The 14,933-nt window shown below is 37.9% G+C and carries 13 protein-coding genes and 1 tRNA gene; 8 read left to right on the forward strand and 6 right to left on the reverse strand.

All coding sequences use genetic code 11. The annotated features are described in order from the left end of the window. The first annotated feature begins 113 nt into the window (after positions 1 to 113). Positions 114 to 536, forward strand: a complete 423-nt coding sequence (locus ACN9MR_RS08405; RefSeq protein WP_426329160.1) for a nuclear transport factor 2 family protein — start codon at positions 114 to 116, stop codon at positions 534 to 536. A gap of 68 nt (positions 537 to 604) precedes the next feature. Here the strand turns inward: ACN9MR_RS08405 and ACN9MR_RS08410 are convergent, their stop codons facing one another. Together ACN9MR_RS08410 and topA are read right to left on the reverse strand one after the other, a co-directional pair. After that, on the reverse strand, positions 605 to 1,009 hold the full coding sequence (locus ACN9MR_RS08410) for a hypothetical protein (RefSeq protein ID WP_131031021.1): 405 nt from the start codon (positions 1,007 to 1,009) through the stop codon (positions 605 to 607). A 93-nt stretch (positions 1,010 to 1,102) separates the two neighbouring features. After that, positions 1,103 to 3,664 carry a type I DNA topoisomerase gene (gene topA / locus ACN9MR_RS08415; RefSeq protein ID WP_426329162.1) on the reverse strand — a complete coding sequence of 854 codons (2,562 nt, stop codon included), beginning with the start codon at positions 3,662 to 3,664 and terminating at the stop codon, positions 1,103 to 1,105. Positions 3,665 to 4,242: 578 nt separating this feature from the next. On the opposite strand from topA, the gene ACN9MR_RS08420 reads away from it, so the two are divergent. After that, positions 4,243 to 4,755: a glutathione peroxidase gene (locus ACN9MR_RS08420; protein WP_057934336.1), complete on the forward strand. Its 513-nt coding sequence runs from the start codon at positions 4,243 to 4,245 to the stop codon at positions 4,753 to 4,755. Positions 4,756 to 4,826: 71 nt separating this feature from the next. Here ACN9MR_RS08420 and aqpZ read toward each other — a convergent pair whose 3' ends face one another. The 3 genes from aqpZ to ACN9MR_RS08435 form a co-directional block, all read right to left on the reverse strand. After that, positions 4,827 to 5,534, reverse strand: coding sequence for an aquaporin Z (gene aqpZ / locus ACN9MR_RS08425; protein WP_426329163.1), 708 nt, complete (start codon positions 5,532 to 5,534; stop codon positions 4,827 to 4,829). Positions 5,535 to 5,877: 343 nt separating this feature from the next. Beyond that, positions 5,878 to 6,714: an MBL fold metallo-hydrolase gene (locus ACN9MR_RS08430; protein WP_426329164.1), complete on the reverse strand. Its 837-nt coding sequence runs from the start codon at positions 6,712 to 6,714 to the stop codon at positions 5,878 to 5,880. A 46-nt stretch (positions 6,715 to 6,760) separates the two neighbouring features. Next, positions 6,761 to 7,204, reverse strand: coding sequence for a MarR family winged helix-turn-helix transcriptional regulator (locus ACN9MR_RS08435; protein ID WP_426329165.1), 444 nt, complete (start codon positions 7,202 to 7,204; stop codon positions 6,761 to 6,763). Positions 7,205 to 7,374: 170 nt separating this feature from the next. Between ACN9MR_RS08435 and ACN9MR_RS08440 the strand changes: the two genes are divergently transcribed. After that, complete coding sequence (locus tag ACN9MR_RS08440; RefSeq protein ID WP_426329166.1) at positions 7,375 to 8,604, forward strand: MFS transporter; 1,230 nt, start codon at positions 7,375 to 7,377, stop codon at positions 8,602 to 8,604. Between the two features lie 144 nt (positions 8,605 to 8,748). On the opposite strand, the gene ACN9MR_RS08445 is transcribed toward ACN9MR_RS08440, so the two are convergent. Then, a complete protein-coding gene (locus tag ACN9MR_RS08445; protein ID WP_426329167.1) occupies positions 8,749 to 9,765 on the reverse strand; it encodes a LacI family DNA-binding transcriptional regulator in 1,017 nt (338 codons plus the stop codon). A 349-nt stretch (positions 9,766 to 10,114) separates the two neighbouring features. Here ACN9MR_RS08445 and ACN9MR_RS08450 point away from each other — a divergent pair, with 349 nt between their 5' ends. The 5 genes from ACN9MR_RS08450 (at position 10,115) to ACN9MR_RS08470 (ending at position 14,889) form a co-directional block, all read left to right on the forward strand. After that, the gene (locus ACN9MR_RS08450; protein ID WP_426329168.1) at positions 10,115 to 11,944 is read left to right on the forward strand and encodes a glycoside hydrolase family 2 protein; all 1,830 of its coding nucleotides are present in this window, start codon (positions 10,115 to 10,117) and stop codon (positions 11,942 to 11,944) included. An 89-nt stretch (positions 11,945 to 12,033) separates the two neighbouring features. Beyond that, on the forward strand, positions 12,034 to 12,858 hold the full coding sequence (locus ACN9MR_RS08455; protein ID WP_426329169.1) for an SDR family oxidoreductase: 825 nt from the start codon (positions 12,034 to 12,036) through the stop codon (positions 12,856 to 12,858). 51 nt (positions 12,859 to 12,909) lie between these two features. Continuing rightward, positions 12,910 to 14,079 (forward strand): mannonate dehydratase, encoded by a 1,170-nt coding sequence (gene uxuA / locus ACN9MR_RS08460; RefSeq protein ID WP_426329170.1) that lies wholly within the window; start codon positions 12,910 to 12,912, stop codon positions 14,077 to 14,079. A gap of 271 nt (positions 14,080 to 14,350) precedes the next feature. Then, on the forward strand, positions 14,351 to 14,584 hold the full coding sequence (locus ACN9MR_RS08465) for a hypothetical protein (RefSeq protein ID WP_426329171.1): 234 nt from the start codon (positions 14,351 to 14,353) through the stop codon (positions 14,582 to 14,584). Positions 14,585 to 14,815: 231 nt separating this feature from the next. Beyond that, positions 14,816 to 14,889 (forward strand) — tRNA-Arg (locus ACN9MR_RS08470). Positions 14,890 to 14,933 lie beyond the last annotated feature (44 nt).

The raw sequence follows: 14,933 nt of genomic DNA on the forward strand, positions 1-14,933 counted from the left end.
AAAATTAACTAAAATTCACGTTAAAATAAATTATGTTGAAAATTAACGCTTAGGGTTTGTTCCTTTGCATGGTTTTGGATAAGTTTACAATATTAACCCCAATAGAACCAGATATGATAAAGAAACTCTTGATTTTTTCGAGCCTGTTAATTTCGGCCAGTTTTTGTTTTGCCCAAAAAACTGAAGTAGAAGATGCCGTAAGCAAACTAACCAAACTAATGGTTACACCTGATAGTTTGGCGCTTGATAAAATAATTTTGAATAACCTGAGCTACGGGCATTCGAGTGGAAAGATTCAAACCAAGCAGGAATTTATGCATTCATTACTTTCTGGAGAATCTGATTTTGTGGATATTAATTTAACTGATCAGACTGTTGTAGTTCAAAACAAAACAGCTTTGGTTCGTCATACTCTAAATGCCAAAACAAATGATAAAAATGTGCCAGGAAATGTGAAATTGTATATTCTTTTAATCTGGAGTAAAGAAAAGTCTGGCTGGAAATTAATTGGAAGACAAGCGGTTAAAGTGCCTTAGTTGAGTCCCTAGTCTTAAGTTCTAAGTCGGTAGTCAAAGACTCTAGACTAAGGACTTAAGACCCATGACTACTTTATCATCACCCCAGGTCTGTTTACCAAGGGAATTTTAATCAGATTAGAATCGATGATGCTTTCAGGCAAGAAAATGAATTTCTTATCGTAAATAGTGCTACCAATGTAATAGCTTAGCCAATATTCGTTAGTTAAGCCGAAAACTTCAGGATCTATGGCTTCCACTCCTGCAAAAGAATTTGCTTCCATGTCGCCTACAAAATGCCTTAAAACAGAAGTTTTTACCTGCTTTCCATCTTTTTCTCCATAACCTTTAGAGCTGATCAATACATTGGTTATCGGTTCGTTTTTTAAATTAACGAGATAAACCGTCCAGCTTTTTACTTCAGGTGTTTCGCCCATCAATACCACGGCCATTGCAATATCTTCGACTGTATTTTCTGGTAAATCTGCTTTCAATTGGTTTAACTGTTTAAACTGCTTAATCGGTTAACTGTATAATTTATTTTAGAATGATAGAATCCTACCATCCTAAAATCATTTAATCCTGGCCTATTTTTTCTTCGCTACAGCCTTTTTAGCTGGGGCTTTTTTCTTTGCCGGTGCTTTTTTCTTCGTTTCGAAAGCGTTAGGTACCTGCTCTACAATCATTTTTTTAACTACTTCCAGATCAATATCAACCAATTCTTCTGGTGTATATTTTTGCTTGGTAGACTCGTTATTCCTTAATTTAAGCATCAACTTGCCGAAACGGATAAATGGTCCCCAACGGCCATTTTCGATAGAAATTTTTTCAGCATCCCAGGTTTTAATGTATCTGTTGGCCTCTTTTTCTACTTTTTTGCCGATTAAGGTATTAATATCTTCTTGTGTTAAATTGTCGAAATCGTATCCTTTTGCAGGAATATTGATGAAGAGATCGTTCCATTTGATAAACGGGCCAAAGCGGCCTTTGCCTTTGGTTACTCCTAAGCCTTCGTAAAAAGCAATAGGCGCATCGGCATCCATTTTCTCCCTGATAATTTCAACTGCTCTTTCATAAGTTACCGATAAAGGTTCTTCGTTTTTAGGAAGTGAGATAAAACTTTCGCCCCATTTAACATATGGACCAAAACGGCCGACACCAATCATTACTTCTTTTCCTTCAAAATCAGGAAGTTGAAAAGGAAGTTTAAACAGCTCCAGGGCATCATCTAAAGTAATGGTTGCAACAGATTGAGTCCGCATTAAGCTGGCATAACGAGGTTTTTCCTCTTCATCAAGCTCTCCAATCTGAACCAATGGTCCAAATTTACCAACCTTGGTATATACATTTTTGCCAGTAGCAGGGTCTAAGCCCAATAAACGCTCGCCAGTGGCACGTTCTGCCGTTTCAAGTGTCGTTTCTACTTCGGTATGAAATGGATTATAGAACGAGTGTAGCATTTTAGTCCACTCTTGTAAACCTTGCGCAATCTCATCAAATTCTTTCTCCACCTTTGCGGTGAAGTTAAAATCGACAATGCCTTTGAAATGTTCTACCAGGAAATCATTTACTACCTCACCAATATCGGTAGGGAAGAGTTTTGATTTCTCAGCGCCGGTAATTTCTGATTTTATTTCTTTTTTTACTTGTCCATCGGCTAAAATGATAGATGTAAACTTACGTTGTTTGCCATCTCGATCTTCTTTAACCACATAACCACGGTTTTGTACTGTAGAAATGGTTGGTGCATAAGTAGACGGGCGGCCAATGCCCAGTTCTTCTAGTTTTTTAACCAAACTGGCCTCTGTATATCTTGCCGGCGGACGCGAATAACGCTCGGTTGCCTGCATTTCTTTTAAAAATAGTTCTTGTCCCTTGCTTAATGGAGGTAAAATTGCACCACCTTCTTTTTCTTCGTTTTCTTCATCATCAGTGGATTCCAGATAAACTTTTAAGAAACCGTCAAATTTTAATACCTCACCTTCAGCAACCAAGTGTTCTTTTCGGGTTGATGCAGTAATCTGAGCGGTTGTTTTTTCGAATAACGCTTCGCTCATTTGTGAAGCAATAGATCGTTTCCAGATTAAATCGTATAAACGTTTTTCTGAAATATCGCCGTCAACACTATGTCTGTCGAAATAAGTAGGGCGGATGGCTTCGTGCGCTTCCTGGGCGCCGGCCGATTTTGTTTTATAAACGCGGTGTTGGTGGTATTTATCGCCGTAAGCAGATTTAATTTCAGCAGCAGCAGCATTTAATGCCGTTTCTGATAAGTTTACAGAGTCTGTTCTCATGTAGGTAATCTTACCTGCTTCGTACAGTCTTTGTGCAACCTGCATGGTTCTGGCTACCGAAAATCCTAATTTTCTCGAAGCTTCTTGTTGTAAAGTTGAGGTGGTGAACGGGGCAGCAGGATTACGTTTTGCCGGCCTGGTTTCTAAACTGGTAATGTCGAACTTAGCATTTACACAGTCTTGAAGAAATTTTTCAGCATCAGCCTCATTTTCGAATCGCTGAGGCAATTCTGCCTTTACAATTTCTCTTCCTTTACCTGTAGAGAATTGAGCAGTGATTTTATAGGCAGCAGCTGCATTAAAGTTTAAAACTTCTCTTTCTCTATCAACAATTAAACGCACGGCAACTGATTGTACGCGGCCTGCAGATAATGATGGTTTTACCTTTTTCCATAAAACAGGAGAAAGTTCGAAACCCACCAACCGATCTAATACACGGCGTGCCTGTTGGGCATTTACCAGATTATAGTCAATTCCCCGTGGACTATCGATAGCTTTTAAAATTGCTGGTTTGGTAATTTCATGAAAAACGATGCGTTTTGTTTTCTCCACTTTTAGGCCTAAAGTTTCGAATAAGTGCCAGGAAATAGCTTCCCCCTCACGGTCCTCATCGGATGCTAGCCATACCATTTCGGCTTCTTTAGCTAGTTTTTTTAACTCGGCGACAATGTTTTTCTTGTCGGCGGGTACCTCGTATGTCTGCGCAAAATTATTTTTTATATCAATGGCCATGTCACCTTTAACTAAATCGCGGATGTGACCGTAGCTAGATTTTACAAGAAAATCTTTGCCTAGGTAGCCTTCTATAGTTTTAGCTTTTGCGGGTGACTCGACGATTAATAAATTTTTGGCCATGAAATACGTTTTTGTGCAAATAAAGCTATAATTAAAGCATAAATCCAAACCTGAGGAGAATTTAATACATTTTTTTTCTGAAAGGTTGTCAAAATATGTTGATTTCCTGGAGAATTTTAATGTGGTTTTAATTGTTTTGTTTTTGAAAAGCAATAGCAATGCTATAATGCTATTAGGCTAAGGTTGGTCCCGCCCCCGTTTCTGCCGATGGAAAATCAGCATCTCACTTCGGTCGGGTTTAGGTGGCTTGTGTAGTAATGCTATTTAGGTTTTAATGGCGTTGTGCCAAGCTGAAGGCGCAAAATGGCATCAGGCTTTGTTAATTAAACCAGATAGAGCGGAATAGCCCACAGCGTAGCGAGGACTATAAGCGATAGCTGGGCGGTAAACCACCAAGAACCACTGCCTTCCATTTCCCAATCAAAAAAAAGACTTTTCATTTGAGCGATGAAATACCTGCTTTCATTTTCAAACTCAAAACCTTAAGCGCTTTAACTATCCATATCCCATAATTTACAACAACGTTACGTTAACACAACCTATTTGTGACTATATTCGTATATAAAAATAAAACAACGATGATCAGCACAATTTTAATCCTATTAAACTTATTGGTATCCCCACCAAAAAATGTTTACGATTTTAGCTTTAAAACCATTGATGGTAAAGAAATTAAACTATCGAAATTTAAAGGCAAAAAAATCTTAATTGTTAACACGGCTTCTAAATGTGGTTTTACCCCACAATATGAAGATTTAGAAAAACTTCAAAAGCAATATGGCAAAAAGGTAGTATTAATTGGTTTCCCTGCGGGTAACTTTGGTGGACAGGAGTTTTCTACCAATGCAGAGATTAAAGAGTTTTGTACCGGAAAGTACAATGTATCGTTTTTGCTTGCCGAGAAAAGCAGTGTTAAAGGTGATGATATCAGTCCATTGTTTAAGTACTTAACTTCTCAGACCAATACGGAAGAGCAGGGTGATATTAAATGGAACTTTGAGAAATTCTTAATCAACGAAAAAGGAGAATTGGTACACCGTTTCCGTTCTAAAACAAAACCTACTGACGAAGCGATTGTAAAGAACTTATAAAGCTTAGCGTTTAGGGGTTAGCGTTTAAATACTAACCTCTAAACCCTAAACTGTTGCATCTTTTTTTTAACCTAGTTCTTCTCCAAAACAGTTTTCCAAACTAAAGCACTTAGTGCGGCACCAATAATCGGCGCTACAATAAACAGCCAAACCTGGCTTAAGGCTTCTCCACCAACCAAAAGTGCGGGGCCGATGCTTCTTGCCGGATTTACGGATACTCCAGTTACAGGAATGCCAACAATATGGATCAGCGTTAAACTTAAGCCAATTGCAAGTCCTGCAAAGCCGCCGTTGATATTTTTAGTAGAGGTTGAGCCAAAAATGACCAGTAAGAAAATAAAGGTGAGTACAATTTCGGCAATAAAGCCAGCGTGTAAGCTGTAATGCTGTGGAGATAGTGCTCCAAAACCATTTTGCCCTAATCCATTTGTTGCCAAAGAATATTCAGCTTTCCCCGATGCGATTTGCAGTAAAATAAATGCGCCTGCAATGCCACCTAATACCTGTGCCACAATGTAATAAGCGGCTTCTGCAATTTTCATCCGGCCAGCGATTACCATTCCGATTGAAATTGCAGGATTAATATGACAGCCTGAAATGTGCCCAATAGCATAAGCCATGGCCGTAACTGATAAGCCAAAGGCAAAAGATATGCCTAATAAGCCGACGCCGGTTGTGCCATTTGCGCCAGCTATAACCGCGCTACCACAACCCATTAAAACCAACACGAGCGTGCCTAGAAATTCGGCACTGAATTTAGAAAGTTTACTTGTCTCCATATAATTTATTATTTAAAGGTTTAAATATTATATCAGGATGATTGTCAATCGAATATAACTAAAATTTAGAATATAAAATGCTGGTGTTTTAGCCTGATTGAATTACGAAATTTTAGACAAGAGAAAGGGGCTTAAATCCATAAGCCCCAATAAACCAAACAAACTATTTATGAAGTTTATATAAAACCCATATCTGAATAAAATGTTTTTATGAAAATTAAATTATTTATAATTTTTGCGGATAATTATGGTTTTGTCAAGTCAATTGCCATTTATTGATCATAATAAGCCCTACTGTAACTAAATTAATAGAAAACAGCCAGCTGTTTTTGACTTTAGGATGTTAAAATAGGTTGAGTTGTTCTGGCTGGTATAGGTTAGGGTCGAAATTGTAAGTTTCGGGGATGTTTTGAGCATTGCTTACGTAATACAGCTCTGTTTCCTCATATCTTGAAGCTACTTTAACAAAAGTATTGCCAGCAACATTTTTAAAAAGATTTTCAACCAGCTCCGGGTCGTTATTATCTTTTGATAAGTGGCTCAATAACAAATGACTCATGTACGGTGCTTTATGGTTGATGAAAAGCTCCAGCGCCTGTGCGTTACTTAAGTGACCGTGACCACTTGTGATCCTCCTCTTTAAAAAATAAGGGTATCGGCCATTTTCCAGCATCTCTGTATCGTAATTAGCTTCTAGGAAAGCGGCATGGCAATTTTTGAAATGGGTAATTAAACGATCACATACCGAGCCTATATCTGTAAAAACACCTACTCTCACCTCGTTACATTCAATAGTAAAACTATAAGGATCAGCTGCATCGTGAAATTTAGAAAAGGCAGAAATTTTTAAGTTGCCAATCTGAATGTGTTGCAAATGATTTAATGAAAAGGTGTTGTTTGCATCCAAAACTAACCGACTACTTTTTAGGGTAGCTGTGCTAATGTAAACTGGAAGTTTATGTTTTTTAGCAAAAACCGCTAGCCCCTTAATGTGGTCGCTATGTTCGTGCGAGATAAAAATGGCTTTTACTTTACTAATTGATAAACCCAAACGATTCATCCGTGTTTCAATCTCTTTACAGGTTAGGCCAACATCAATCAAAATTGCTTCATTGTCATTACCTACATAGTAACAATTACCATTACTGCCCGAATTAATTGATGTAAAATATAGTGCCATTTTCAGCCTGCAAGATAAGGCTTATTTGGCGAAGGAAAAAGGAAAACTATACTCTTGTGCCATTGTGTTCTACCAGGCGCGAAAGGAGGGGCAGGAAAGCCTGGATTAAGTTGATTTCTTCCGAAGAGAAGATTTTTTCCATCGTTTGCGCCAGCCATTCTTCTTTTATTTTTCTGCTGGCAATAATGTGTTTTTCACCAAGCTTGGTTAAGCCGATAAAAACCTTTCGTTTATCTTCTTTGCTTGGAAAGCGTTCCACGCATTTGGCATCAAACAAGCGGTTGATGATCTGCGAAATAGCCTGTTTTGATACTCTTTCCATATCCGCCAGCTCTGTAGATAACATTTTGCCGTGTTGTTCGAGGAGCGACATGGTTAACAGTTCAGCGTTACTAAAGTCTGAACTTACGTTCTGTTTGCGTAGCTGTCTGGTTAAGCGGGTAACAGTGCTTCTTAGTTTTGCAGCAATATCTTGTGTTTGCGTAGGCATCTTAATGGTAAATAAACTTTACAAATATAAGCTTTTAATTTTATAGATAAACTAATTCGTGGGTTTGTTTTGCTTGAAATGTGATCCTGTTATGATAAAACTTTATGTTTTTGGTTTTTTGATTTGAGTTTAGTTTTGTACTTTTGTAAAGTTACTTTACTATTTTAAACATGAGTATTTTTCGTTCGCTAAGGCACTACAATTACAGGTTATTTTTTACAGGTCAGGCTATTTCATTAATTGGTACATGGATGCAACGTGTAGCCATCAGCTGGTTGGTATATCGTTTAACAGGATCGGCTTTTTTGCTGGGATTGATTACTTTTTTGAGTTTAATCCCTTCGCTGGTACTAGCACCATATGCTGGGAGCTATGTAGATAGGCATAATAAGTATAAGATATTGGTGATTACCCAGGTGATCCTGATGCTGCAGGCTGGTGCGCTGGCCTTGATGATCTGGTTTAAAGTGTACGATATGTTCTGGATTGCAGCACTTTCGCTGGTTCAGGGCTTGGTAAATGCTTTTGATGTTACAGCCCGTCAATCGTTAATGGTAAATTTAATTGATGATAAAGAAGATTTACCAAATGCCATTGCACTCAATTCTTCCATGTTTAATGCAGCCAGGTTAATCGGCCCGGCGTTGGCAGGGGTAATTTTGAGTACTTTGGGTGAAGATATCTGTTTCCTGATCAATTTTGTGAGCTTTATTGCGGTATTAGGTTGTATGGTAATGATGAAGCTTAAACTCACCGCACATCAAAAATCGAAGGAAAATATCTGGATCGACCTGAAAAAAGGTTACGATTACCTTAAATCATCACCAGATTTGGCTTCTATGGTATTGATGATGGCTGCATCAAGTTTATTGGTAATCCCTTTCACTACTTTATTGCCTGTTTTTGCTAAAGATATTTTTAATGGAAATGCCACAACATTTAGTTGGTTTGAAAGTGCTGCAGGACTTGGCGCCTTCTTCGGAGCAATTTATATGGCTACGCGGAAAGCAGGTCAGAGTCTACAGAAAATCGTAATGATGTCGGGTGTACTGTTGGCTATTTCTGTTGTGGCACTGGCTATATCACCTTCACTTATCCTGGCTTTAATCTGTACCAGTATGGCTGCTTTAGGCTTAATGGCGCAAACTTCATCTATTAATACCTACTTGCAAACACACGCCGATGATGTAATGCGGGGCAGGACTTTAAGTTATTATATTATGGCTTATCAGGGTGTATTGCCAATCGGCAGTTTGTTGATGGGGTATTTGGCACATCTTTTTGGTACACAGATTGTTGTGGCTTTTGAAGGGGTTGCGGGGTTGTTGATTGTTGCGGCGTTTGTGTATAACGAAAAACATAGGAATCAATTGAATAGTAGTGCAATGTCGTTAAATTAATATGTATTATTGATTTTTTAATTTGGGTATGAGTGGTCGTCACCCTGAATTTATTTCAGGGTCTTAATAAATAGATAAAGATGCTGAAATAAATTCAGCATGGCGATCGAGTGGATACAACATTGTGCACGAAACGCTAAACCCTTACCCATGCACGATCAACTTACAATCCACCATTACTTTTTGGTAATTATGAATATCAATTTCTTTGTTGATCAATTGTATCAATAGTTTAATTGCATTTTCACCTACTGATTCGGGGTTTTCTTCGATAGAGGCAATGGGGGGTGAATCGAGATAAGCGATGAAAGAGGTGTTCCCGAATCCTATACATTCAATTTCGTTAAAGTAAGGATAGTTTATCGATTTCAGGTATTTTATCGCATCAAACAAAATAGTTTCTTTAAAAGCCACAAGCGCAGTAGGCGTATTTTCTGGGTTGGCAAATAAATTCTTAATTGCCGAGATGGTACTTTCTTTATCAAAATTGGTATAAGCAACTAATTCTGATGAAAAAGGTACTTGATTATCATTTAAAGCATTGATATAGCCATTAAAACGATCGTGCGTAAAATTGATCATTTTAGGTCCACCTAAATAAGCAATTTTTTTATGTCCTCTATCAATTAAAAACTTTGTGGCCTGGTAACAGCCCTGAAAAGTATTGCCCAGTACTTTATGGCAGCTTAAGTTAAAACTCGGGTTTCGGGTATAATACACCACCGGAATGCCCATATTTTCGAACTGGTCTAAATGAGCAAAATCTTGTGTGTGTTTCGAAATGGCCACAATTAAACCATCAACCCGGCTACGCAATAACATATTTGCAGATTGGATTTCTTTTTTCAGATCATCGTGAGATTGGCTGATGATTACATTATATCCATTTTGTGTAGCAAATTGCTCTACACCGTAAATACTTCTGGTAAAAAAGTGATCTAAAAGATTGGGTAAGATGATACCAATAATGTGCGATTTCTTTTCCTTTAAATTAATAGCTGATTTATTGGGCGTAAAATGCAAATCGCGGGCCATTTCCTGAACACGTTGTTTCGTGTACGCGTTTATGGTTGGGTAGTTATTAAGGGCTTTTGATACTGTTGATACTGACATCTTTAACTTTTCAGCCAAGAATTTTAGTGTAACAGGGGTATTATTCATTATCTTTTCCAATCTCAATGCATAGTTAAGAAAAAAATGCAATTATTTCAAACGTTTGAAATATAGTCTCAGTGGATTTTATTACGTTTCGGCCTATTTTAAAACATTTAATTTTTTAAGCTTTTCTAAATTCGTAATTACTAGCACAAACTATCCAAATAAACAACATGAAATCATTACCTGCTGCCAGTAAATGCTGCCAAAAACCTAACTTATGCTTTTTGGGAAAATCCCTCGTTATTGTCGAAAAACTAAATTTTGCTCAAATTTAGGAGGGTGGCGGAAACACCGTCTGTTAATTAATTGTTAGTTTTGAAACGATCAATTAATTAATATTAAAACTTAAGTTATGCTAAAAACAACCTATAGCGTATTTTTAATCTGCTTTTCGCTCCTTTCATCAATCAGTTACGGTCAGGTTACCGCTATACAGAACATTCAGGCCCGGAAAGTGCAGAGCCTTAATGGTAAATGGAATTATATTGTTGATCCTTACGAAAACGGTTATTACGATTATCGTCACGATCCATTCGATCAGTCGAAAACCGGAACCGGAGGTTATTACGATGATAAAATTCAGAAAGATAAGTCAGAACTGATTGAATATGATTTCGATCATTCGCCTCAAATGAATGTTCCTGGCGATTGGAACTCTCAATCAGAAAAATTAGAACTTTACGAAGGCAATGTTTGGCTGCGCAAAAAGTTTGATGCAAAACCAGAAAAAGGGAAAAAATACTTCGTTTATTTCGGTGCAGTAAATTACGAAGCCCATGTTTACCTCAACGGTAAAAAACTGGGTGTACACAAAGGCGGTTTTACGCCTTTCCAGTTCGATGTAACCAATAACTTAAAAGTCGGCGAAAACTCCATTGTGCTTAAAGTTGATAATATCCGTAAACAGGATGAAATTCCAACTGTAAATACCGATTGGTGGAATTATGGCGGCATTACCCGTGATGTTTACTTAGCTGAATTCCCTGAACATTTTATCAGCGATTATAAACTTCAGCTCGTTAAAGGAAACAACAACCTGTTAAATTTTTCGGTAAAACTTGCTGATGCAACCGCTGGACAGGAAATTACGCTTTTTATTCCAGAGCTTAAGCTCGAAAAGAAATACAAAACAGATAGCGAGGGTAAAATTGCAGATGAGTTTACCTGGAACAATTTAAGTTTATGGTCGCCAGAAACACCAAAATTATATGCGATAAATATTAAAACCGATAAAGAAAATATTAACGATAAAATTGGTTTTAGAACCATCCAGGTTGATGGTGATAGCATTCTGTTAAATGGTAAATCTGTTTTTTTAAGAGGAATCTCATTACATGATGAAAACCCGCTTTTAGCTGGCCGTTTACGCTCAGAAGGCGATATGCGTATGATGTTGCAATGGGCAAAAGATATGAACTGTAACTACGTTCGCCTGGCACATTACCCGCATAACGAAGAAATGATCCGCCTGGCTGATGAAATGGGCCTATTGGTTTGGGCTGAAGTTCCTGTTTACTGGACCATCAGCTGGACCAATCCGGCAACTTATGCAAATGCAAAAAAACAATTGACGGATTTAATCGTACGCGATAAAAACAGGGCAAGTGTAATCGTTTGGTCTATCGGTAACGAAACCCCATTAAGCGATGCCCGTTTAAGTTTTATGAGCAATTTGGCAGAGACTGCCCGCTCGTTAGATGATACCCGTTTAGTGGCTGCTGCCTTAGAAGTACACCGCGAAGGAAATAATATCATTTTAAATGATCCTTTAGGTGAAAAAATCGATCTGGTTAGCTTTAATGAATATGCTGGCTGGTACTGGGGAGGTAATCCATCCGAAATTACCAAATATAATTTCGATATTAAATATAAGAAACCTGTGATAATTACTGAGTTTGGCGGCGATGCTTTGGGCGGTTTCCACGCCGATGAAAATACACGTTGGAGCGAAGAATACCAAGAGGCACTGTACAAAAATCAGATCGCGATGTTAAGCAAAATTGGTGCTTTACGCGGCATGACACCGTGGATTTTAACTGATTTCAGATCACCAAGAAGACAACATCCTATTTATCAGAATTTCTGGAACCGTAAAGGCCTGATCAGCGAAACAGGTAAGAAAAAGAAAGCCTTCTTCGTACTGAAGGATTTTTACGACCAGATGCAGGTCAAATACAAATAAAATATGAACAGCTTACCGAAAACTAGTTTTGTTTCTAAAATAATGCTTTCGATGGTGCTGTTGAATAAACTTAAAAAAGAACTAAACAAATGGTAAAAGAAGTAGAAAGCCTGTTTTCGCTGAAAAACAAGGTTGTAGTAGTTACAGGTGCTACAGGTGTTTTGGGCGAGGCTTTTGTAAATGGATTATGTGCAGCTGGTGCTCTAATCGTTGTTATAGGAAGAAATGAAGACGCTGCAAAACAAAGGGTTGCTGATGTAACAAACGCAGGAGGAAAGGCTATTTATATTATTGCAGATGTATTGGATGAGCAGAATCTGCTCAATGCGAATGAAATCATTATCAAAGAATTTGGCCGTATAGATGCTTTGGTTAATGCAGCAGGTGGAAATGTGGCGGAAGCCGTTATTCAGCCCGGAAGTGATATTTTTGATCTTAATATTCCAGCCCTAAAACAGGCATTTGACCTCAACTTATTTGGAACTATTTTGCCTACACAGATTTTCGGTAAAGAAATTGCAAAAAATGGGGGTAGTATTGTGAATATTTCATCAGTTTCTGCTGACCAGGCCATTACACGCGTACTGGGTTACTCATTGGCCAAAACATCTATAGATTGTTATACCAAATGGATGTCTGTAGAACTGGCAAACCGCTATCAGGATAAAATCAGGATCAATTCAATTGTTCCAGGCTTTTTTATCACCAACCAAAACAGGGCTTTGCTCACCAATGCAGATGGTAGTTTAACCGCAAGGGGACAGGCCATTATCTATAAAACACCATTTAAACGTTTTGGTGATCCCGAAGAGCTAATTGGTGCTTTGGTATATTTGCTAAGCGATGCCTCTAAATTTGTAAACGGTGCAAATATTAAAGTAGATGGTGGATTTACTGCATTCTCTGGAGTTTAAAATTTAAATATTAAGTTGCTTAATCATTAAAACTGTATTATCCCATACAAAATGAAATATAAAAAATTAGAACAAACCTGGCGTTGGTATGGTCCGAACGATCCAGTTAGTCTACAGGATGTTAAACAAGCAGGAGCTACGGGCGTTGTAAGCGCACTGCATCATATTCCACATGGTGAAGTTTGGCCATTACATGATATTCAGGAAAGAAAAGCCATTATCGAGGCAGCGGGTTTAACCTGGTCGGTAGTAGAAAGTGTTCCCGTGCACGAGGCGATTAAAACGCGTAGGGCAGATGCCGGGCAGTATATCGAAAACTATAAAACCTCTTTGCGTAACCTATCGGCCTGCGGAATTAAGATTGTGTGCTATAACTTTATGCCAGTTTTAGATTGGACACGTACACAATTGGATCTGGAAATGACCGATGGATCGAAAGCCCTTTATTTTAACTGGATCGATCTGGCCATTTTTGATCTTTATATTTTGAAGAGAGAAGGTGCAGAAGCAGATTATTCGCAATCTATTTTAGATAGGGCTGCAGTTAAATACGCTACTTTAACACCGCAGGATTTAGTTGATCTCCGCTTAAATGTATTGATGGGTATTCCAACCGAAAAAGAAATCGAGCTGGAGACTTTACGTAATAGCATTAATGAATATAAAACCATTGGAACACAGGGCTTAAAAGAAAATTTGAAGTTTTTCTTGTTATCTATTGCTGATGTTTGTACAGAAGAAGGCATTAAAATGACCATCCATCCTGACGATCCTCCTTATGCTATTTTAGGTTTGCCAAGAATTGCGAGTACGCTCGAAGATTTTAATTATATCATTAAAGAAGTAGATCAGGCTTTTAACGGTGTTTGCTTTTGCACAGGCTCGTTAGGTGCCGGAATGGGGAATAATGCTTTAGAAATCTTCAATGCAGTTAAGGAACGTGTTTATTTTGCGCATTTACGTAATGTTAAAAAAGATGAGGACGGTAGTTTTTACGAAGCAGATCATTTAGGTGGAGATGTGAATATGTACGAAATTATGAAAGCCTTATCAGAAGAAAATGCTTTACGCGATAAATCAATTCCTTTCCGTCCAGACCATGGTCACCAAATGTTGGATGATTTGGCAAAAGTAACTAATCCGGGTTATTCTGCAATTGGCAGATTAAGAGGTTTGGCCGAATTAAGAGGCTTAGAAATAGGCGTTACAGGGAATTATTAACCCAGTGTATCGAAATTAAATAAGCGGCCGTCACCCTGACCTGTAGCACAGCGGAAAGCTACGCAGTAAATTCATTTCAGGGTCTTCCCAGAATGCGCACAGATAAACATTGTTTTATTTGTGCGCATTTTTTGTAATGGCTGAACTTGTATCCGTCTTTCGCCAACCACCAAACACTTATCACGGGTCCTTATTATCCATAAATACACATCAATTCCCGAAATTTTAACTCACCTTTGCTTGTGGCTTGAAATTTGAGTCTCTTAAAATTATGGAAAACAGCAATAACCCCAAGAAGAAGATCTTAACGCCTTCTGTTGTACATGATGATTTACCTGAGGTTAAGAAGCCTGAGCATTTACGGAAGGTGCCGCTAAATCATGACAGTGGATTGCCGGAAAATCCTGAAAGAAATTATCACCATGAAGAATTAAAGAGTGTAACCACCAGCCACGATAAAATTCGGCATGCTGATGATGATATTTGGAACGGAGAAGACGCATAAATTAAACTTTCGATCATGTTTTCTGTAACTTATTCTATGTTTTTAGCATGGTATAAGAATCTTTATGTTGTTTTTTGTGATCAAAAGTCAAATTTATTTCGCCCAAATTCGATTTTAATTGCTTCGTTTCTAAATACTTATTTGAAATAGAAAAAGTACGTTTTAAATAGTTTAAAATATATTTTTACATATTAAATAGAACTTCTATATTTGCAGCTCATTAAAAAATGAGCCTCGGTAGCTCAGTTGGATAGAGCAACGGTTTTCTAAACCGTGGGTCAGGGGTTCGAATCCCTTCCGGGGTACATAAAGACATGTTTGTCAAAGATTCAAAGGATTGTTCAGTTTA

It is taken from the genome of Pedobacter sp. R-06, from assembly GCF_049913135.1.
In the GTDB taxonomy this organism is placed as follows: domain Bacteria; phylum Bacteroidota; class Bacteroidia; order Sphingobacteriales; family Sphingobacteriaceae; genus Pedobacter.